Source organism: Mycolicibacterium sp. CBM1, from assembly GCF_054073305.1.
This window is the reverse complement of sequence record NZ_JBSXPP010000022.1, coordinates 1-21,076: the sequence shown is the minus strand read 5'-3', so window position 1 is coordinate 21,076 and position 21,076 is coordinate 1. Positions and strand designations below refer to the sequence as shown.

General features: G+C 66.9%; 17 protein-coding genes and 1 rRNA gene. 10 read left to right on the top strand and 8 right to left on the bottom strand.

Annotated elements, in window-relative coordinates; translation table 11 throughout:
* Positions 1-42 precede the first annotated feature (42 nt).
* Positions 43-1,485: a neutral zinc metallopeptidase gene (locus ACXDF8_RS23550; protein WP_457225689.1), complete on the top strand. Its 1,443-nt coding sequence runs from the start codon at positions 43-45 to the stop codon at positions 1,483-1,485.
* Between the two features lie 77 nt (positions 1,486-1,562).
* On the opposite strand, the gene ACXDF8_RS23545 is transcribed toward ACXDF8_RS23550, so the two are convergent.
* Entirely contained in the window at positions 1,563-2,282 is a 720-nt protein-coding gene (locus ACXDF8_RS23545; protein ID WP_457225688.1) for an MspA family porin, read from the bottom strand.
* Positions 2,283-2,402: 120 nt separating this feature from the next.
* Complete coding sequence (glgP, locus tag ACXDF8_RS23540; RefSeq protein WP_457225687.1) at positions 2,403-5,006, bottom strand: alpha-glucan family phosphorylase; 2,604 nt, start codon at positions 5,004-5,006, stop codon at positions 2,403-2,405.
* Positions 5,007-5,227: 221 nt separating this feature from the next.
* Between glgP and ACXDF8_RS23535 the strand changes: the two genes are divergently transcribed.
* Positions 5,228-7,315 (top strand): alpha-1,4-glucan--maltose-1-phosphate maltosyltransferase, encoded by a 2,088-nt coding sequence (locus ACXDF8_RS23535; protein ID WP_457225686.1) that lies wholly within the window; start codon positions 5,228-5,230, stop codon positions 7,313-7,315.
* Positions 7,316-7,340: 25 nt separating this feature from the next.
* Complete coding sequence (glgB, locus tag ACXDF8_RS23530) at positions 7,341-9,539, top strand: 1,4-alpha-glucan branching protein GlgB (protein ID WP_457225685.1); 2,199 nt, start codon at positions 7,341-7,343, stop codon at positions 9,537-9,539.
* A gap of 68 nt (positions 9,540-9,607) precedes the next feature.
* On the opposite strand, the gene ACXDF8_RS23525 is transcribed toward glgB, so the two are convergent.
* Genes ACXDF8_RS23525 through ACXDF8_RS23515 form a run of 3 tightly spaced genes read right to left on the bottom strand, consistent with a single transcriptional unit; the run spans position 9,608 to position 12,140 of the window.
* Positions 9,608-10,501, bottom strand: a complete 894-nt coding sequence (locus ACXDF8_RS23525; protein ID WP_457225684.1) for a tetratricopeptide repeat protein — start codon at positions 10,499-10,501, stop codon at positions 9,608-9,610.
* Between the two features lie 13 nt (positions 10,502-10,514).
* Positions 10,515-10,901, bottom strand: a complete 387-nt coding sequence (locus ACXDF8_RS23520; RefSeq protein WP_457225683.1) for a DUF3817 domain-containing protein — start codon at positions 10,899-10,901, stop codon at positions 10,515-10,517.
* A 57-nt stretch (positions 10,902-10,958) separates the two neighbouring features.
* Positions 10,959-12,140 (bottom strand): acetyl-CoA C-acetyltransferase, encoded by a 1,182-nt coding sequence (locus ACXDF8_RS23515; RefSeq protein WP_457225682.1) that lies wholly within the window; start codon positions 12,138-12,140, stop codon positions 10,959-10,961.
* A gap of 93 nt (positions 12,141-12,233) precedes the next feature.
* Here ACXDF8_RS23515 and mce point away from each other — a divergent pair, with 93 nt between their 5' ends.
* A complete protein-coding gene (gene mce / locus ACXDF8_RS23510; protein ID WP_457225681.1) occupies positions 12,234-12,704 on the top strand; it encodes a methylmalonyl-CoA epimerase in 471 nt (156 codons plus the stop codon).
* 4 nt (positions 12,705-12,708) lie between these two features.
* Here the strand turns inward: mce and ACXDF8_RS23505 are convergent, their stop codons facing one another.
* Together ACXDF8_RS23505 and nucS are read right to left on the bottom strand one after the other, a co-directional pair.
* Positions 12,709-13,005 (bottom strand): Rv1322 family protein, encoded by a 297-nt coding sequence (locus ACXDF8_RS23505; RefSeq protein WP_457225680.1) that lies wholly within the window; start codon positions 13,003-13,005, stop codon positions 12,709-12,711.
* A complete protein-coding gene (gene nucS, locus ACXDF8_RS23500) occupies positions 13,005-13,676 on the bottom strand; it encodes an endonuclease NucS (protein ID WP_457225679.1) in 672 nt (223 codons plus the stop codon). Before nucS ends, ACXDF8_RS23505 begins: the two co-directional genes overlap by 1 nt.
* Before the next feature lie 49 nt (positions 13,677-13,725).
* Here nucS and ACXDF8_RS23495 point away from each other — a divergent pair, with 49 nt between their 5' ends.
* The 6 genes from ACXDF8_RS23495 to ACXDF8_RS23470 all read left to right on the top strand — a co-directional run bounded on the left by ACXDF8_RS23495 (position 13,726) and on the right by ACXDF8_RS23470 (position 20,893).
* Positions 13,726-15,330: an adenylate/guanylate cyclase domain-containing protein gene (locus ACXDF8_RS23495; protein ID WP_457225678.1), complete on the top strand. Its 1,605-nt coding sequence runs from the start codon at positions 13,726-13,728 to the stop codon at positions 15,328-15,330.
* A gap of 174 nt (positions 15,331-15,504) precedes the next feature.
* Entirely contained in the window at positions 15,505-16,938 is a 1,434-nt protein-coding gene (locus ACXDF8_RS23490) for a glutamine synthetase family protein (RefSeq protein ID WP_457225677.1), read from the top strand.
* A 1-nt stretch (position 16,939) separates the two neighbouring features.
* Positions 16,940-17,965, top strand: a complete 1,026-nt coding sequence (locus tag ACXDF8_RS23485) for a carbon-nitrogen hydrolase family protein (RefSeq protein ID WP_457225676.1) — start codon at positions 16,940-16,942, stop codon at positions 17,963-17,965.
* Positions 17,966-18,054: 89 nt separating this feature from the next.
* Positions 18,055-18,828: a FadR/GntR family transcriptional regulator gene (locus ACXDF8_RS23480; RefSeq protein WP_457225675.1), complete on the top strand. Its 774-nt coding sequence runs from the start codon at positions 18,055-18,057 to the stop codon at positions 18,826-18,828.
* 65 nt (positions 18,829-18,893) lie between these two features.
* Positions 18,894-20,387, top strand: coding sequence for an AlkA N-terminal domain-containing protein (locus ACXDF8_RS23475; protein WP_457225674.1), 1,494 nt, complete (start codon positions 18,894-18,896; stop codon positions 20,385-20,387).
* Positions 20,384-20,893 (top strand): methylated-DNA--[protein]-cysteine S-methyltransferase, encoded by a 510-nt coding sequence (locus ACXDF8_RS23470; RefSeq protein WP_457225673.1) that lies wholly within the window; start codon positions 20,384-20,386, stop codon positions 20,891-20,893. Before ACXDF8_RS23475 ends, ACXDF8_RS23470 begins: the two co-directional genes overlap by 4 nt.
* 63 nt (positions 20,894-20,956) lie before the next feature.
* Here the strand turns inward: ACXDF8_RS23470 and rrf are convergent.
* Positions 20,957-21,069 (bottom strand): 5S ribosomal RNA (rrf, locus tag ACXDF8_RS23465).
* Positions 21,070-21,076: the final 7 nt, after the last annotated feature.

Genomic DNA, 21,076 nt, shown 5'->3' with positions numbered 1-21,076 from the left:
CGACGCCGCGGACCGCCGGCCCTGACCCACGAGGTGGCCCATATGCGCCCACGACACCCGGGCCGTCTCCTGGCCCTGGCTGCGGTCGTCGCGCTGCTCGCCGGCTGCGGCACGACCGTCTCGGGCAATGCCGTCTCGGTGTTCAGCGACCCCTTCAAGGTCGGCGGCCTGCAGGCCGTCGACGGCACCAGCGGCCTGCGCTCCGATGCCGAGAAACCGACCCGCAATGTGGAGGGCACCGACGACGGCAAGGACGACGAGATCGCTGCGCAGTCGGTCAGCGATCTGGAGGCGTACTGGCAGGGCGCCTACGGCGACACCTTCAGCGGCGAGTTCGCGCCGGTGGAAGCGCTGGTGTCGTGGAATTCCGACGACTACGACGGCACGTTCTGCGACGAATCGACCGCCGGGCTGATCAACGCCGCCTTCTGCGAGGACGACAACACCATAGGCTGGGATCGCGGGGTGCTGTTGCCTGCACTGCGCAGCGCCAACGGCGACATGGCCATCACCATGGTGCTGGCCCACGAGTACGGGCACGCGATCCAGAAGATGGCCAAGCTGAACAAGAAGGGCACCCCGACGCTGGTGGCCGAGCAGCAGGCCGACTGCTTCTCCGGGGCCTACATGCGCTGGGTGGCCGAGGGCAACTCACCACGGTTCACCCTGTCCACCGGCGACGGACTCAACAATCTGCTGGCGGCGATGATTTCCTTCCGGGATCCGCTGCTGAGCCAGGACGATTACCTCCAATCCGGCGACGAACACGGCTCGGCCTTCGAACGAATCTCGGCGTTCCAGTTCGGCTTCACCGACGGACCGTCGTCCTGCGCGACGATCGACGCCAAGGAGATCGGCCAGCGCCGGGGCGACCTGCCGGTCGAACTGCAGTCGGACCAGACCGGCGAGTGGCCGGTGAGCGAGGAATCGGTGCGCTCCATCGTCGAGGCGATGAACATCCTGTTCCCGCCGAAGAATCCGCCACAGCTCAGCTTCGATGCCGCGGCGGCGGCGAGATGCCCGGACGCCCGGCCCAGCTCGCCGGTGTCGTACTGCCCGGCAACGGACACCATCGCGGTGGACCTGCCGGAGCTGGAGAAGATGGGCGCCTCCACCGAGGGCCAGGAGAACGTCCTGGTGACCGGCGACAACACCGCCTATTCGGTCCTGGTGTCGCGCTACATGCTGGCGTTGCAGCACGAACGCGGCGGCCTGGTGCTCGACAACGCCGAGGCCGGCCTGCGCACCGCCTGTCTGACCGGTGTGGCCACCACCAAGATGTCCAAGGAAGTCACCACTCCCGACGGCAACACCGTCGCGCTCACCGCCGGCGACATCGACGAGGCGGTCTCGGGTCTGCTCACCAACGGGCTGGCCGCCAGCGACGTCAACGGGGAGTCGGTGCCAGCGGGTTTCTCGCGCATCGACGCGTTCCGGATCGGCGTACTCGGCGACGAAGAGCGCTGCATCAAGCGCTTCCCGTAACGCTCGTCGTCCATCGACTCAGAACTGACAGCGACGTCGGGGGTGGATTCCTCGCGCTGTGTTCTGTCTCGTTGTGCTCAGATCTTTTTGGTCACGCCGTACCAGGACAGGATGGCGTCGCCCTCGTCGGTCGACTTCGTCAACGTCGCGTACGAGCGGATGAACGACTCGCCCACGCAGCCGTCGATCTTGACGTGGAAGTTGCTGATCGACACCCACGGCGCCGCACCCTTGTATTCCTTCTTGGTCACCGGGACGAGGTTGATGATGCCGGGCTTGAGGCCGACGGTGATGCCGCCGCCGATGTTCGCCCCGACGCCGGGCAAGATGCCCTCGGCCGCATTGTTGGGAAAGTCCAGACCGAAGACACCGAGCGACGGGTTGATGCCGGCCGTGCCGGTCAGCGAGACGCCGTTGGAGGTGCTCATGTCGATGCCGCAGCCGATCTGGTAACCGACCTCGAAGACACCCTTCGGGGCGTCACCCGGACCGCTCAGCGCGCCGTTGTAGACGCCGCCTACGGTGTACTCCCGCGACGAGATCGCCGTGGTCAGCGGTGCTACCGGCAGCTGGATCTCGTCTTTGGCCGAGACCGTCAGGGTCCATCCGTCCGGTGAGGTGGTGGTCGCCGGCGGCGAGGACTCCACCCGCCCGTCATCGACCGGTGGGGCGGCGTCGACAGCCGCAACGGGCTGTACCGCTTCGACGTCACCGGAATCCGGGTCGGCCGCGGCCTGTGCAGGCGCCGTCAGCACAATCCCGACCAGCCCGACCAACGCCGCACGACGAACACCCACTGCCCCGAACGCCTTCCCGGAACGCCACTGGCGCGCCCCGCGCAGCGCCGGACGACCGTCCCTGTAGGGAACCTACAGCGGGCGCCCATGCCGTACTTACCGGATCTCGAACTCCGGGTGTTACGCGAGCGTGACCAAACCCAGCTCGTTGTCACCGGCCAACAACGGATGATGCGGCAGCACCCGAACGGTGTAGCCCACGGACCCGGCAACCGGCAGCGGCGTGGTGGTGGCGAACACCTCGGTGCCGCCGTCGCCGAAGCCGGTGTGCTGCATCTGGACACACAGCGGGTCCTGCAGGGCGTCGGCGGCGTCCACCCGACCCAGCACGGCCTGCACCACCACCTCGTCGGGGGCCAACCCGGCCAGGTGCACGGTGGCGGTCAGCGTCAGCTCCGAGCCCAACAGCGGGGTGTCCGGCAGGCCGGTGCTGTCCACATCGGTGATCTGGATCTTCGGCCACGCCTCCCGGGCCCGCAGCCGATAGGCGGTCAGCTCACGGGCCGCTCCGAAGGGCAGGCCGTTCACCGTGGCGCTGGTCCGGTGCAGCGACTCGGCGGCGGGGATGTAGTAGGTCTCGGTGTAGTCGCGCACCATCCGGGAGGCCAGCACCTTGGGCCCCAACTCCTGGAGGGTGTGGCGCACCATCTCCACCCAGCGGTTCGGCACGCCCGTCTCGTCGCGGTCGTAGAACCTCGGACCAACGGAGTTCTCCAACAGGTTGTAGAGCGCTGCCGCCTCCAGGTCGTCGCGCCGGTTCTCATCGGACAGACCGTCGGCAGTCGGTATCTCCCAACCATTTTCGCCGTCGTACCACTCGTCCCACCAGCCGTCGCGGATGGACAGATTCAGTCCGCCGTTGAGCGCGCTCTTCATGCCCGAAGTGCCGCACGCCTCCAGCGGACGCAGCGGATTGTTCAGCCACACGTCGCACCCCCAGTACAGCTGGCGCGCCATGGACATGTCGTAATCGGGCAGGAAGGCGATGCGATGGCGTACTTCGGGCCGGTCGGCGAACTTGACGATCTGCTGGATGAGCGCCTTACCCGCGTCGTCGGCGGGATGGGACTTGCCGGCCACGATCAGCTGGATGGGTTTGTGCTCGTCGAGCAGCAGCGCCTCGAGCCGCTGCGGGTCGCGCAGCATCAACGTGAGCCGCTTGTAGGTGGGGACCCGCCTGGCGAACCCGATGGTCAGCACGTTTGGGTCGAATGCCGTTGCAACCCAGCCTAATTCGGCCTCCGAAGCACCGCGCTCCAGCCACGATCGACGCAGCCGGGCGCGGACATCCTCGACGAGCAACGCACGCAGCTGTGACCGGATCCACCAGATATGACCGGTGCCGACCTGCTGCAGCCGCTGCCAGACGTTGGGTTCACGCAATGCCTCGGTCGAGCCGGCCAGCTCCCGGCCGAGTTCCAACCACTGCGGGGCGGCCCACGTCGGGCCGTGCACCCCGTTGGTGATCGAGCCGATCGGCACCTCCGACGGGTCGAAGCCCGGCCACAGCTCGTCGAACATCTCCCGGCTGACCCGGCCGTGCAGCAGCGACACCCCATTGGCGCGTTGGGCGAGCCGAAGCCCCATGTGCGCCATGTTGAACTTGTCCGGATCGTCCTCGGCGCCGAAGGCCAGCACCCGCTCCACCGGCACCCCGGGAAGCAGGCCGGTCTCACTGTCGTCGCCGAAATAGCGCTGCACCATCTCCACCGGGAACCGGTCGATCCCGGCCGGCACCGGGGTGTGGGTGGTGAACACCGTGCTGGAGCGCACCACCGTCAGGGCGGTGTCGAAATCCAGCCTCTCGCTGGCGATGTACTCCCGGATGCGCTCGACACCGAGGAACCCGGCATGGCCTTCGTTCATGTGGAAGACGTCGGGTGCGGCACGCCCCTCGATGGCGGCGAAGGCCCGGATAGCCCGCACCCCGCCGATGCCGGCCAGCAACTCCTGTTTGATGCGGTGCTCCTGGTCGCCGCCGTAGAGCCGGTCGGTGACGTTGCGCAGATCGTGCTCGTTTTCGGGGATGTCGGAATCGAGCAGCAACAGCGGTATCCGGCCGACCTGGGCCACCCACACCCTGGCGCGCAGCGTCTTGTCGTCGGGCATCGCCAGTTCGACCAGCACCGGTGCACCGGCGGCGTTGGTGAGCAACCGCAGCGGCAGTCCCTGCGGATCCAGCGAGGGATAGTTCTCGTGCTGCCAACCGTCGGCGCTCAGCGATTGCCGGAAGTAGCCGGACCGGTAGTACAGGCCGACGGCGATCAGCGGCAGTCCGAGATCGGAGGCCGACTTGAGATGGTCACCGGCCAGGATGCCCAGACCACCCGAATAATTGGGCAGTACCTCGGCGACGCCGAACTCCATGGAGAAGTAGGCAATTCCGGCGGGCTTGGTCGGCGTGGCGCCCGACGCGTCCTGGGGGCCCTGTTCCTGGTACCACATCGGCCGGGTGAGGTAGTCGTCCAGATCGGCGGCCAGTTGGTCGAGGGTGGTCAGGAACGACGCATCTTGCGCCAGTTCGTCGAGCCGCCCGGGGCTGACCGCGCCCAGCAGCGCCACCGGATCCTGCCCGGTCTGCACCCACAGCTGGGGGTCGATCGCGCCGAACAGATCCTGCGTCGGTTTGTCCCACGACCACCGCAGATTGGTCGCGAGCCGACCCAGCGCTGAGAGCCTGGCGGGCAGGTGAGCACGGACGGTGAACCTACGCAGGGCTTTCACGCATCCCCACCTTACTGAGAATCCCTCGCACCGTGAGGCCACCGGTGCTTCTCCCCCCGAGCATTCATTCCGGCACTACGGTGTGAACAGAGCGCGATGCGGTTATCCCGGGGGCAAGGAGTCACGACCGGCGCAGCGAAACCCGGCTGTGCCACGAGCGAGTAGACCGAGCGGATTCGGCGTAGGCCGCGCCGCATACACGTCAGGAATGGAGTGGTTGGGTGCCCGGTCGGATCGAGATCGATGACGTCGCGCCCGTCGTGTCCAGCGGTACCTACCCAGCCAAGGCCGTTGTCGGCGAGGTCGTGCCGGTCTGCGCCTCGGTGTGGCGCGAGGGTCACGACGCGGTGGCAGCGACGTTGGTGGTGCGCTATCTGGGCACGGCCTACCCCCAGTTGGGCCAGAATCCGGTCCGACGGGTGCAGGCGCTCGAGGGCGCCGACCTGACCGGGTCGTCGACGCCGGTCAGCCGGGTCAAGCCGCAGCTCTACTCGATGGCGCCGGGACGTACCCCCGACTCCTTCCACGGCCAGTTCGTACCCGACCGGGTGGGACTGTGGACGTTCCGGATCGATGGCTGGGGCGACCCGATCACCACGTGGCGCCACGCCGTCACGGTGAAGCTGAACGCCGGTCAGGGCGAGGCCGAGCTGAACAACGACCTGCTGGTCGGCGCGCGGCTGCTGGAGCGGGCCGCCACCGGTGTCCCCCGTGATCGCCGCGCACCGCTGCTGGCGGCGGCGGGCGCGCTGCAGCAGCCCGGCGATCCGCTGACCCGCGCGGCTCTGGCGCTCTCACACGAGGTCACCGCCCTGCTCGACCAGTTCCCGCTGCGTGAGCTGGTGACCCGCGGCACCACCTACGGGGTGTGGGTGGACCGGCCGCTGGCGCGCTGCAGTGCGTGGTACGAGCTGTTCCCGCGTTCCACGGGTGGCTGGGACGACGAAGGCCGCCCGGTGCACGGCACGTTCGCCACGGCCTCCACCGCACTCCCCCGGATCGCCGCGATGGGGTTCAACGTCGTCTACCTGCCGCCGATCCACCCGATCGGCAAGGTGCACCGCAAGGGCCGGAACAACAGTGTCACCGCCGAACCCGGTGACGTGGGCTCGCCGTGGGCGATCGGCAGCGACGAGGGTGGTCACGACGCCGTGCACCCGGAGTTGGGGACGATCGAGGACTTCGACCGGTTCGTGGCCACCGCGCGCGACAACGGCCTCGAGGTGGCATTGGATCTGGCATTGCAATGCGCCCCGGATCACCCGTGGGCCAACAACCACCGGCGGTGGTTCACCGAGCTGCCCGATGGCACCATCGCCTACGCGGAGAACCCCCCCAAGAAGTATCAGGACATCTATCCGCTGAACTTCGACAACGACCCCGCCGGTCTCTACGACGAGGTGCTACGGGTGGTTCGGCATTGGATGGACCACGGGGTCAAGATCTTTCGGGTCGACAACCCGCACACCAAGCCACCCAACTTCTGGGCCTGGCTGATCAGTCAGGTCAAGGCGATCGATCCCGACGTCCTGTTCCTCGCGGAAGCCTTCACCCGCCCCGCCCGGCTGTACGGCCTGGCCAAACTCGGCTTCACCCAGTCGTATTCGTACTTCACCTGGCGCACCGCCAAATGGGAGATCGAAGAGTTCGGCCGCCAGATCGCCGAGCACGCCGACTACGCGCGGCCCAACCTGTTCGTCAACACTCCCGACATCCTGCACGCGAGCCTGCAGCAGGGTGGCCCGGGCATGTTTGCGATCCGCGCGGCGCTGGCCTCGACGATGGGCACCTCGTGGGGCGTCTATTCCGGCTACGAGCTGTTCGAACACCTTCCGGTGCGCGAAGGCAGCGAGGAATACCTGGACTCGGAGAAGTACGAGCTGCGCCCCCGCGACTTCGAGACCGCGCTCGCGCAGGGCCGTTCACTGGAGCCGTTCCTCAAGCGCCTCAACGAGATCCGGCACCTACACCCGGCACTGTGCCAGATGCGCACCATCGCGTTCCACACCATCGACAACGACGCCCTGCTGGCCTACAGCAAGTTCGACCCGACGACCGGAGACACCGTGCTGGTGGTCGTCACTCTCAACCCCTTCGGACCCGAAGAGGGCACTGTGTGGCTGGATATGGAAGCACTGGGTATGCACCCCTACGACCGCTTCTGGGTCCGCGACGAGATCACCGGGGAGGAATACCAGTGGGGCCAGTCCAACTACGTGCGCCTCGAACCGGCCAAGGCCGTCGCGCACATTCTGAACATGCCATTGATACCGACCGACCAGCGAGCGACTCTGCTTCGGCGGGAATGACGCAACGATGAGGAGCCGAGCCAAGATGACGAGATCCGACAAACTCGCCAGCCCCTACCTGGCCCCCGATCCCGGCGAGTTGGCCCGACTGGTGGCCGGGGTGCACCACAACCCGCACGACATCCTCGGCGCCCACGAATACGACGACCACACCGTCATTCGTGCACTCAAGCCGCACGCCGAGGAGGTCGTGGCACTGGTCGGCGGCGAGCGTCACCCGATGACGCACATCGACTCCGGCTTGTTCGCCACCGCCCTGCCGTTCACGAATCTGGTGGACTATCGCCTGGAAGTGACCTATCCGGGCGGGCACACCAGCACCGTCGCCGACGGCTACCGCTTCCTCCCGACGCTGGGAGAGATGGACCTGTACCTGTACGGCGAAGGTCGCCACGAGCGGCTATGGGAGATCCTCGGCGCGCATCCCCGCTCGTTCACCACTGCCGACGGTGTCGTCGAGGGGGTGTCCTTCGCGGTGTGGGCACCCAACGCCAAGGGCATCAATCTCATCGGCGAGTTCAATCACTGGGACGGCAACGACGCCCCGATGCGGGTGCTCGGGTCCTCAGGCGTGTGGGAGCTGTTCTGGCCGGGCTTCCCCACCGACGGGCTGTACAAGTTCCGGGTGCACGGCGTCGACGGATCGGTCACCGACCGCGCCGATCCGTTCGCATTCGCCACCGAGGTGCCGCCGCACACGGCCTCGCGGGTCTTCACCTCGGACTACACCTGGGACGATACCGGGTGGATGACGCAGCGCGCCGCCCAGAACCCGGTCTTCGAGCCGATGAGCACATACGAGGTGCACCTCGGCTCGTGGCGCCCAGGCCTGGGCTACCGGGAGCTCGCCGAGCAACTGACCGAATACGTTGTAGCCCAAGGCTTCACCCATGTCGAGCTCCTGCCCGTCGCTGAGCACCCCTTCGGTGGTTCGTGGGGATATCAGGTGACCTCGTACTACGCGCCGACGTCCCGGTTCGGCTCACCGGACGACTTCCGGTTCCTGGTGGACACGCTGCACCGCGCCGGCATCGGCGTGATCGTCGACTGGGTTCCGGCGCACTTCCCCAAGGATTCCTGGGCGCTCGGCCGGTTTGACGGCACGCCGCTCTACGAGCACTCCGACCCGCACCGCGGTGAGCAGTTGGACTGGGGCACCTACGTTTTCGACTTCGGCCGGGCCGAGGTGCGCAACTTCCTGGTCGCCAACGCCCTGTACTGGCTGCAGGAGTTCCACGTCGACGGACTACGGGTCGACGCGGTGGCCTCGATGCTCTACCTGGACTATTCACGCCCGGCCGGCGGTTGGACCCCCAACATCTATGGCGGGCGCGAGAACCTCGAAGCGGTGCAGTTCCTCCAGGAGATGAACGCCACCGTCCACAAGAGTTCGCCCGGCATCGTCACCATCGCCGAGGAGTCCACCTCGTGGCCCGGGGTCACCCGCCCGACGAACCTTGGTGGGCTTGGCTTCTCGATGAAGTGGAACATGGGCTGGATGCACGACACCCTGGACTACATCAGCCGCGACCCGATCTACCGCACGTATCACCACGGGGAGCTGACGTTCTCCTTGCTGTATGCGTTCAGCGAGAATTTCGTCCTGCCGATCAGCCACGACGAAGTGGTGCACGGCAAGGGCACGCTGTGGGGCCGGATGCCCGGCAACGACCATGTCAAGGCGGCCGGCCTGCGCAGCCTGCTGGCCTATCAGTGGGCCCATCCCGGCAAGCAGCTGCTGTTCATGGGCCAGGAATTCGGCCAGCGGGCGGAATGGTCGGAGGAACGCGGGGTCGACTGGTATCAGCTCGACGAGAACAGCTTCTCCGAGGGGATCCTGCGGTTCGTCGCCGACATCAACGGCCTCTACCGCACGCGCCCGGCATTGTGGAGTCAGGACTCCCGCCCGGAGGGCTACTCCTGGATCGACGCCAACGACTCGGCCAACAACGTGCTGAGCTTCCTGCGCTACGGCAGCGACGGTTCGGTGCTGGCGTGTGTGTTCAATTTCTCCGGCAGCGAACACTCCCGCTATCGGCTGGGTCTGCCGCACGCCGGGACGTGGCGTGAGGTGCTCAACAGCGACGCGACGATTTACAACGGCGCCGGCGCCGGCAACTTCGGCGCGGTCGAGGCCACGGAGGAGCCTTGGCATGGCCGGCCGGCGTCGGCGACGCTGGTGTTGCCGCCCACGTCGGCGATCTGGCTGGAACCCGCCCCCTGATTTCGGCCAAACCGACAAACGGGCGCGAAAGTGCGAGTAGATCGCACCATTTCGTCGATCTCGACGAATTAATACAGCGCGTTGGCGAGGTTGCGCCGACCCTTGATCACGTCGGGGTCGGCCGGGTCGAACAGCTCGAACAGTTCGATGAGCCGAGTCCGCACGCGGGTGCGGTCGTCGGCGGCGGTCTTGCGCACCAAAGCGATGAGCCGGTCGAAGGCCGCGACCACGTCCTGATTGAGGATCTGCACGTCGGCAGCGGCGAAGGCCGCATCGATGTCGCCGGGTGCGGCATCGGCCACCGCTACGGCGTCGGGCCGGTGAGCGGTGGCACGCTCAAGGAACGCGATCTGGCGCAGCGCGCCCTTGGCCTCGGCGTGGTTGGGATCGCCGTCCAGGATGGCCTGGTAAGCAGTCGCGGCGGCCGCGAAGTCGCCGGCCTCCAAGTGCTCGCGCGCCTGGTCGAGCGCCGGGTCGGTCTGCTCGGGTTCGGATCCCGGGGCCCCGGAGAGCTTCCCGGCGGTGGCCGACAGCAGCGAGTCGATCCAGCGCCGCAGCTGCTCGGGCGGCTGCGGGCCCTGGAAGCTGGCTAGCGGCTGCCCGGCGGCCAGGGCCACCACGGTAGGCACCGCTTCGATGCCGAACATCTGGGCCACCCGGGGAACGACATCGACGTTCACCGTCGCCAGCGACCAGGTGCCGTTGTCGGCGGCGGCCAGCCCGGCGAACGCGTCGGCCAGTTGGACGCAGGCGTCGCTACGGGGCGACCACAGCAGCACGACGACCGGTACTTCATTGGAGCGAGCCAGCACCTCGGCTTCGAAGTTCGCCTCGGTGATCTCGACACCGCCCGCGGGCGCGGATGTACCGCCCGCAGCGGCCTGCTGGGGTCGCTGTTTGAGACCGGAGAGATCGACGGCGCCGGCCATAGCCGGGGCGATCGGAGGGCGTGGACGCGTCACGCCTTCAAGTTTGTCACGTCGCCGTCGGCGCCGAATCCACCGGCTGAGGCGAATCGGTCGCAGCCTTGCCGCGGGCCTGCGCACCATCGAGTTTGGCGGTGCGATCAGCCCATATGAGGAAGATCACACTACCGAGCGGCACGATGCTGCCCAGCAACGCCAGCAACCACGTCACCGGTCGCCACGAGTAGGCGATACCGGCCAGTACAGCGGTGACCACGAAGGCGATGAACACCAGACCGTGCACCATGCCGAAGATCTTGACGCCGATCTCGGTGCGCGGGCTGCCCAGGTACTTGAAGTACATGCCAACCAGCAGCCCGACCCAGCTCACAGCCTCGGCCAACGCCACCAACCGGAACCGTCCCGCTGTGCCCCGGATGTCAAAGGTGCTCGTCATGACGCCATTGTGCCGCAGCGCCCGGCCAGCTACTACGGACCGTCGTTGTCCTCGGCCTCAGCCGGCGCGCAAGATCAGCGCGTCGCCCTGGCCGCCGGCGCCGCACAGCGCGGCAACGGCGTAGCCCGAACCGCGCCGGGACAGCTCCAGCGCCGCGTGCAGCGTGATCCGCGCACCGGACATGCCGATCGGGTGGCCGACAGCGATCGCGCCGCCATTGCGGTTGACCTTGGCGGGATCCACGCCGAGTTCGCGGGTGGAGGCGAGCGCGACGGCGGCGAACGCCTCGTTGATCTCGATGACGTCGAGCTGGTCGACACTGATGCCCTCGCGGGCGATGGCCTTCTTGATCGCGTTGGCCGGCTGGGACTGCAAGGTGGAGTCCGGCCCGGCGACGACACCGTGCGCCCCGATCTCGCACAGCCAGGTCAGCCCGAGTTCCTGCGCCTTCGCCTTGTTCATCACCACGACGGCACACCCGCCGTCGGAAATCTGGGAGGCCGAACCGGCGGTGATGGTGCCGTCCTTGCGGAAGGCCGGCTTGAGCCCGGACAGCGATTCGGCCGTGGTGTTGGCCCGGATGCCCTCGTCCTCGGCGAACACGATCGGGTCACCCTTGCGCTGCGGGATCTCGACCGGCACCACCTCGTCGGCGTACACGCCGTCCTTCCAGGCCGCGGCGGCCTTCTGGTGCGAAGCGGCGGAGAATTCGTCCTGCTCGAGGCGGGTGAACTTGTCGTCGTCGTTGCGCTGCTCGGTCAGCGCGCCCATCGGCTGGTCGGTGAACACGTCGTACAGGCCGTCATAGGCCATGTGATCGAGCATCGTCACATCGCCGTACTTGAAGCCTTCCCGGCTGTTCATCAGCAGGTGCGGCGCCCTGGTCATGGACTCCTGGCCGCCGGCCACCACGACGTCGAACTCGCCGGCCCGGATCAGCTGATCGGCCAGGGCGATGGAGTCGATGCCCGACAGGCACATCTTGTTGATGCTCAGGGCCGGCACGTCCCAGCCGATTCCGCCGGCCACCGCCGACTGACGCGCCGGCATCTGTCCGGCGCCCGCGCTCAACACCTGACCCATGATCACGTACTCGACTAGGGAGGCCGGAACGCCGGCCTTCTCCAGCGCCGCCTTGATGGCGATCCCGCCCAGATCGCTGCCGGAGAAATCCTTCAGCGAACCCAGCATCTTGCCGATCGGCGTGCGGGCTCCAGCAACGATCACCGACGTCGTCATTCCTACCTCCAAGGGCGTTTCGAGCCGCGGCAGAGCGGCTATTCACAGATCCCCCAAGTGTTGGATCCGATGTGGTTAGGTTACCTTTGCGTTATGACCGCTGATCAAGTTGATGCCCGTCCGGTTCTGGCCGGCGCGCTCGTCACGGCCGTTGACCACATCGGCATCGCAGTGCCGGATCTGGATGCCGCCATACAGTGGTACCACGAGCATCTCGGCATGATCCTGGTGCACGAGGAGATCAACGAAGACCAGGGCATCCGCGAAGCCATGCTGTCACTGAAGAACGCCGCGCCGGACTGCGCCCAGATCCAGCTGATGGCCCCGCTGGATGAGTCCTCGACGATCGCGAAGTTCATCGACAAGCGCGGCCCCGGCATCCAGCAGATGGCCTACCGGGTCAGCGATCTCGATGCCATCAGCGAGCAGCTGCGCGGCCAGGGTGTCCGGCTGATCTACGACGCCCCGCGGCGTGGGACGGCGAACTCTCGGATCAACTTCATCCACCCCAAGGATGCCGGTGGCGTCCTGGTGGAACTCGTCGAGCCGGCCGCCTCGCACTAGTCCGCTACGACCATTTCCGGGTCGGACCGCGGGTCGCGCGGTTGGCCCAACACCCCGTGTGCCAGTGGCGCCGATCGTCGAGTCCAGTGTCGCCCTGATCGACCGGCCACACCACGACATGTGCGATGCCGGATCGTATTTCGTGGTCACACCCTGGACAGCGGTAGCTCTTGATCGCGCGCACGCCGGGGATCGGCCTGACCTCGTAGTCGAACCCGTCGGCGCCCGTCTCTATTCGGCGCCGGCCGGGCAGTGGAGGAAGAACGCTGTCCCTGCGCCGCGCGGGTCTGCGCCGCGGCATCAGAAGAGCCGGAACTCGTCGCTGTCCATGCCGCGCATCTTGTCGTAATCCAATGTGACACAGCGAATTCCGCGGTCGGTGGCCAAAGTGCGCGCCTGCGGCTTGATCTGCTGGGCGGCGAACACGCCAGCGACCGGCGCCAGCAGGCTGTCCCGGTTGAGCAGTTCGAGGTAGCGGGTCAGCTGCTCGACACCGTCGATCTCGCCGCGGCGCTTGATCTCCACCGCGACGGTGCGGCCCTGCTCGTCCCGACACAGGATGTCGACGGGTCCGATAGCGGTCATGAACTCGCGGCGCACCAGGGTGTAGCCCTCCCCCAGCAACGCGATGTGCTCGGCGAGCAGCTCCTGCAGGTGGGCTTCCACTCCATCCTTGACCAAACCCGGATCGATACCCAGCTCGTGGCTGGAATCGTGTTCGATGGCCTCCAGCGTAATGCGCAGCTGCTCACCCGCCTTGTTCTCCACTACCCAGACGGGCTGCGGGCCGTCGTCGGCTTCGGTCAGCCAGCAGGGCGGGCTCATCCAGTTCAACGGCTTGTAGGCGCGGTCGTCGGCGTGCACGCTGACCGACCCGTCGGCCTTGATCAGCAGCAGCCGACGAGCCGACGGTAGGTGGGCGGTCAACCGGCCGAGGTAGTCGACGGTGCATTGAGCGATCACGAGGCGCACCGCACAAGCTTAGGGTCTGGCGGCGGCGACGAATTAGGCTGACGCCACCATGTCTTCCCACCCCAGCCTTGCGCAGCGGTTGGGCCGTGTCCTGGAGCGGGTGACGCGACAGAGCGGCCGGCTGGGCGCCACGCCGGCCTACGGTTCGTTGCTGCTGGGCAAGGTGACCGAGAGCCCGGCCCGCCGCCGGGTGCGGATCCAGACGCTGGTCACCGTGTCGCTGCTGACCGTGAACGTCATCGGGATCCTGGCGGCGGCATTGCTGGTGACGGTGGCCTATCCGGCGCCCAGCGTGTTCCACGACGCGCCGGCCTGGCTGACATTCGGGGTGGTACCCACATATGGGGTCTTCGCGCTGGCGTTCGGCAGCTGGTGGATCACCACCCGTACGGTCAACGACCTGCGCTGGGCCGTCGAGGGCAGGGAGCCGACCCGCGTCGACCAGCGCAACGCGTTCTTCACGCCGTGGCGGGTGGCCCTGGCCCAGCTCACGCTCTGGGCGGTCGGCGCGGCGGCGTTCACCGTCCTGTACGGGATGTACGACACCGACTTCATTCCCCGGATTGCTTTGGTATTAGGCTTCGCCGGCGTCATGGCGGCGACGAGCGCCTACCTGTTCACCGAGTTCGCACTGCGCCCGGTGGCCGCGCAGGCACTGGCCGCCGGGCCGCCGCCACACCGGCTGGCCCCGGGCATCATGGGCCGCACGATGACCGTGTGGATGCTCGGTTCGGGTGTGCCGGTGATCGGCATCGGACTGACCGCGCTGTTGTCCCTGCTGCTGCAGAACCTCACCAAGACGCAGCTCGAGGTCGCGATCATGATCACGGCGCTCTTCACGCTGGTCTTTGGATTCCTCCTGATGTGGATCCTGGCGTGGATCACCGCCGCTCCAGTTCGGGTGGTGCGCGACGCGCTCAAACGCGTCGAGAACGGTGACTTCGATGCCAACCTGGTGGTGTTCGACGGCACCGAACTCGGCGAGCTGCAGCGCGGTTTCAACGCGATGGTGCACGGGCTACGCGAGCGGGAGCGGGTCCGCGACCTGTTCGGCCGCCACGTCGGCCGGGAGGTCGCCGCCGCAGCGGAGCTACAACGCCCGACACTCGGCGGCGAAGAACGCCATGTAGCAGTGCTTTTCGTCGATATCGTCTCCTCCACCCAGCTGGTGAGCACGCTGCCGCCGAAGGATGTTGTGGGTTTGCTCAACCGATTCTTCGGCGTCGTCGTCGAGGAGGTGGACCGACACCGCGGCCTGGTCAACAAGTTCGAGGGTGACGCCACTCTGGCGATCTTCGGCGCACCCGTCACGCTGGACAACCCCGAAGACGATGCACTGGCCGCCGCCCGCGCGATCGTGGCGCGCTTGGAGCTAGAGGTCCCCGAGTGCACGGCCGGCATCGGGGTCTCGGCCGGGCAGGTGGTGGCCGGAAATGTCGGAGCCAACGAGCGATTCGAGTACACCGTGATCGGCGAGCCGGTCAACGAGGCCGCACGACTTTCAGAGCTGGCCAAGAACTTTCCACACCGGGTGCTGGCGTCGGCGGCAGCCTTCGACGGCGCCCGCTCCGCCGAGCGCGAGCACTGGACGCTGGGTGAGCACGTCACCCTGCGGGGCTACGAGCAACCCACGCAGCTGGTCACCCTGGCTTAGGTGCCGATAGCGCATCGGATTTGGTGCGCCGACTCGTTGCGCTATTCCACGGGATCCAGATCCGGTTCGGCGACGACCCCTAGCACCGACTCCAGGCCGATTCCTGCCGGTAACCTCGCCGAAACGACCTTCCCCAAGACTAGTCATCAGACCACCTGATCACCGGAGGACCTGATGCAAGAAGGATTCATCGCCAGACATCGGCTGTGGACCGATGCGCAGAGCGACCGCGCGGCAGCGCTGGCCGCCGAAGTCGAAGAACTGCGACTGCGCCAAGTCCGCATCGCGTGGAGCGACCAGCACGGCATCTTGCGCGGCAAAACTGTCGAGGTCGGCCACTTCCAGTCGACACTGCGCGACGGCAAGGACTTCCAGACCGCAACGCTGATCTTCGACACCACTAACAATCCGGTGGTAGCCCCGTTCGGCGCGTCGGCGCTCGGCGATCCCCGGATGACCGGTCTCCCGGACGGGGTGCTGGTCCCCGACCCGACCACCTTCAAGATCCTGCCCTGGCTGGAACGCACGGGATGGGTGCTGTGCGACCTCTACTATCAGTCTGGAGAGCGAGTTCCCTTCGATACCCGCGGTGTCCTGCAGACCCAACTGCAGCGACTGTCCGCCGAAGGTTTCGACTATGTCGCCGGTATCGAGCTCGAGTGCTACATCACCCAGCTCGTCGATCCCAAACTTGCGTTCGCCGATTCTGGATACCCGCCTACACCGCCGGAGGTGCGGGCCGTCGCACACGGCTTCCAATACCTGACAGAGAATCGCGGCGACGAGATCGAGCCGATCCTGAGCATCCTGCGCAACAACCTCGTCGCGCTGGGGCTGCCCCTGGCCACCGTCGAAGACGAATGGGGGCCGAGCCAGGTCGAATTCACCTTCGACCCGATGGTCGGGACCGCCGCCGCCGACGCCGCCGTGTTGATCCGCGGCACCATCAAACAGTTGTGTCGCAGACACGGTTACCACGCCACCTTCATGGCCAGGCCGTCATTTCCCAACGCGTTCTCCAGCGGCTGGCATCTTCATCAGTCCCTCCGCAGCGCCGGCGCCGACAACGCCTTCGCCGCCGACGACGGCAACCTGCTCTCCCCCACCGGCATGCATTTCATGGGTGGACTTCTCGACCATGCCCTGTCATGCTCCGTGCTGACCACACCGACCATCAACGGCTACAAGCGATTCCGGCCGGATTCGTTCGCCCCCGACCGAGTGGCTTGGGCCGAGGAGAACCGAGGGGCACTCATCCGGGTCGCCGGCAGCCGCGGGGACGCCACCACACACCTGGAGAACCGGATCGGTGAACCGGCGGCCAATCCGTATCTCTATCTCGCATCACAGATCGTCAGCGGCCGAGATGGGCTGCGGCACAATACCGACCCAGGCCCGTCGGCCGACGAGCCGTACCTGGCGCAAGCCCCCAGCCTACCGGCGAATCTCGAGTCCGCGCTGGTCAGCTTTGAGAACTCCACCCTGTTGCGCGCCGAACTCTCCGACGCGTTCGTCAACTACCTGAGTGCGATCAAACGGCACGAGGTCGCCCGGTTCAACGCCTTCGTCACCGACTGGGAGCAACGCGAATACTTCGAGGTGTACTGAGGTGACTTCACCTGCGATCACCACGATCGCCTCATACCGGCGTCCGGACGAGGACCCTGCGCAGCTGCTGACCATCGGTGCCGCGCAACTCGGCGGACCGTGGCTGAACCCGTCGGCGCGGCTGGAAAGGGTCATCGCCTGCGCCGAAGCCGCCGCCAGTGAGGGCTGCGAGGTGGTGGTCTTCCCGGAGTCCTACCTCAGCGGCTACCCCTTCTGGCTGCCCAGGACCGAAGGGGCACGGTTCAACGACCCAGCCCAGAAGGCCTGCTATGCCTACTATCTCGACGCCGCAATCGAGATATCCGGACCCGAGGTGAACCAGCTTCGGTCCGTGGCGGGCGACCTGGGCCTGGCGTTGGTGGTTGGTGTGACGGAGCGGGGAACGGGCAACGGGCACGGATCGACGTATTGCGCATTACTGGCCGTCGATCCGGCGAACGGACTCGTCGGCCACCATCGCAAGCTGATACCCACCTACGACGAACGTCTGGTCTGGGCACCCGGTGATGGCGCCGGGTTGCGCACCCACGCCGTCGGACGAGGCCGCATCGGTGCATTGAACTGTTGGGAGAACTGGATGCCATCCGCGCGCCTGGCGATGTACGCCGGCGGCGAGGACGTCCATGTCGGGATCTGGCCGGGCTCGACAGATCTCACCGTCGACATCACCCGGTTCATCGCGTTGGAGGGGCGGGTTTTCAGCGTCGCGGTGTCGGGCCTCTTGCGCGCCGACGAGGTTCCCGATGACTTCCCGCTCGCCGACGAACTGCGCGCACGCTCGTCGGCAGTCCCCTTCGACGGTGGCTCGGCCGTCGCCGGACCAGACGGTCGATGGCTCATCACGCCAGTAGCCGACGCCGAGGGACTCATCGTCGCCGACCTGGCGCTGGGTGAAGTTGCCCAGGAGCGACTGACATTCGATCCGACCGGTCATTACAGCCGACCCGACGTCTTCGGCAACACCGTACGGCGTGCGCGCAGTACCGCAGTCAATTTTGTCGACGACCCAATAACTCCACGATCGTGACCTGTCCGCCCGCGTCGACTCCACCAGCCGGTGGGCTCCGCGCGGGCGGTAACCTGGGTGGACACCGGGACCAGTGCGACGGGATGGACATGTCGAGTTCAGCGAAACGCAACACCTCGCTGCGTCCTGTGAATCGCAAGCCGATCTACGAGCAGGTCAGCGACCAGCTGCGCGAATTCATCGACATCAATCAACTGCAACCCGGTGACCGGCTGATGACCGAACGCGAACTGGCCCAGCAGTTGTCGGTGGGACGGTCGTCGATCCGCGAGGCCGTTACCGCGCTGCGCGCACAGGGCATCGTCGAGGTACGTCACGGTGAGGGCATCTACCTCATGCGCCGCCCCGAGGACCTGATCTCCTCGCTGGCTGCCGAACTGATCGAGACCCATGCCGACCACCCCTACATCTGGGAGACCCGCCAGGCTCTCGAGACTCAGTGCGCGCGGCTTGCCGCGAACCGCGCAACCACCGCTGATATGGCAGAGATCGAGGCAGGCCTCACCTTGATGGCCGACGAGATCGCCGACGGGCAGCCGGGATTGGCCGGTGATCGCCGATTCCACATGGGGGTGGCTGCGGCCGCCCACAATCCGGTGCTCATGGAATTGCTGCACGGCATCCGCCGCTCTCTGGATCGCACGTCGGAGACCTCGTTGACGCGCACCGGCCAGCCGGAGCAGTCCCTGCGCGACCATCGCGCCATCTTCGATGCGATCGTCGCCGGCGACGCCGACGAGGCGGCCGGCGAGATGTTGCGTCACCTGGTCAGCACGTGCGACGGACTGCTGGAAGAGCGTCAAACGGCCGGCGGCGACACGGAACCGCCCCGCGGCCGCTCGCGCACGAAGTCGAGCCGCTGACTCCCCGCGCCACGATGTCGGTTTTCCGCTAGTCCTGTCAGTGCCGCCGTGTAAGGGTTTGAGATGTGCACGACGATTTTGACCGCTGTTACCGGGCCGTCCAATCCAAGGACTCCCGGTTCGACGGCTGGTTCGTCACCGCGGTGCTGACCACCGGCATCTACTGTCGGCCCAGCTGTCCCGTTCGGTTGCCCCTAGCCCGCAATGTGCGCTTCTACCCCAGCTCGGCGGCCGCGCAGCGAGCGGGTTTCCGGGCCTGCAAGCGGTGTCGCCCCGACGCCTCACCGGGATCGCCGGAGTGGAACGTCCGCGGCGACGCGGTGGCCAGGTCCATGCGGCTGATCGCAGATGGGGCGGTGGACCGCGAGGGTGTCACCGGACTGGCGGCGCGGATGGGGTACACACCGCGTCAACTCGAGCGCATGCTGCAGGCCGAGGTAGGCGCGGGGCCGTTGGCTCTGGCGCGGGCGCAGCGGGTGCAGACCGCGCGGGTGCTGATCGAGACGACCGACATGGCTTTCAGCGACATCGCGTTCGCCGCGGGCTTCGCCAGCATCCGGCAGTTCAACGACACGGTGCGTACCGCCTGCGACACCACACCGACAGCGTTGCGGGCCAAGGCCTCTCGTCGGGACTGGGCGACAAGCGCACCGGACGGGCAAGCGATGTCGCTGCGGCTTCCCGTGCGTACCCCGTTCGCCTATGAAGGCGTTTTCGGGCATCTGACAGCCACCGCGGTGCCGGGCTGTGAAGAAGTGCGCGACGGCGCCTACCGCCGCACGCTGCGCCTTCCGTCGGGTCATGGGGTAGTGAGCCTGACCCCGCAACCCGACCACGTCCGCTGCACGTTGGTGCTCGAGCGGGTCCGCGACCTGGCCACGGCCATCGCTCGCTGCCGACGGTTGCTGGACCTCGACGCCGACCCCGAAGCCGTCCTCGACGTACTGGGTGCCGATGCCGACCTCAGCGCGGTGGTGGCCAAGGCGCCCGGGCAGCGGATCCCGCGCACCGTCGACGAAGAGGAACTGGCGGTGCGAACCGTTCTCGGTCAGCAGGTGTCGACCGAAGCCGCACGCACCCACGCCGGCCGGCTTGTCGCCGCCTACGGCACACCGGTCGCCGACCCGCACGGCGGACTGACGCACACCTTCCCCAGCACCGCTCAGCTGGCGGCTATCGACCCCGTACACCTTGCCGTGCCGGCCGCCCGCCGGCGTTCTGTGACCACGCTGATCGAGGCCCTCGGAGGCGGTGAGCTGACACTGAATGTCGGCTGCGACTGGCAGCAGGCCCGCCGGCAGCTGCTGGCACTGCCGGGAATCGGGCCGTGGACGGCCGAGATCGTCGCGATGCGGGGGCTCGGTGATCCCGATGCCTTTCCGGCCAGCGATCTCGGTGTGCGGCTCGCGGCTGACCAACTGGGCCTGCCATCCGAGGTGCGGGCCCTGACCCAGCACGGCGGACGCTGGCGACCATGGCGCTCCTACGCCGTTCAACACCTATGGACCACACTCGACCACTCGGTCAACCATTGGCCACCGAAGGAGACGATCCGATGACCACGCCCCTGCGATACCGCATCATCGACAGCCCCGTCGGGCCACTGACGCTGGCCGGCACGGGATCGACGCTGCGGCATCTGCGGATGGTGGATCAGACGCACGAGCCGGATAGGTCCGCCTGGGAGCAGTCCGACGACGAGATCTTCGCCGACGCCGTCGAGCAGCTGGCGGCCTACTTCGCCGGCGAACTCGTCGAATTCGATCTCGAACTGGATCTCGGCGGGACCGAATTCCAACGCAAGGTCTGGTCGGCCTTACGCACCATTCCATACGGCGAAACCCGGTCGTATGGGGAAATCGCCGCTCAAATCGGTGCTCCGAATGCACCACGAGCAGTCGGATTGGCCAATGGTCGAAATCCGATCGGAATCATCGTGCCGTGCCACCGTGTAATCGGGGCGAGCGGAGGCCTAACCGGATATGGCGGTGGAATTGATCGTAAACGCACTCTGCTGGCGCTCGAGAAAAGCCGAAAGCCAGCCGAATTCTCGCTTTTCGATTGAGCCCATTCAACGCAAAAAAGCCTGGGCCCCCAATCGGAATTGGGGGCCCAGGACCTAATTTGTGTTCGGCGGTGTCCTACTTTTCCACCCTGTTGGGTAGTATCATCGGCGCTGGTAGGCTTAGCTTCCGGGTTCGGGATGGGACCGGGCGTTTCCCTGCCGCTATGGCCGCCGTAACTTTAT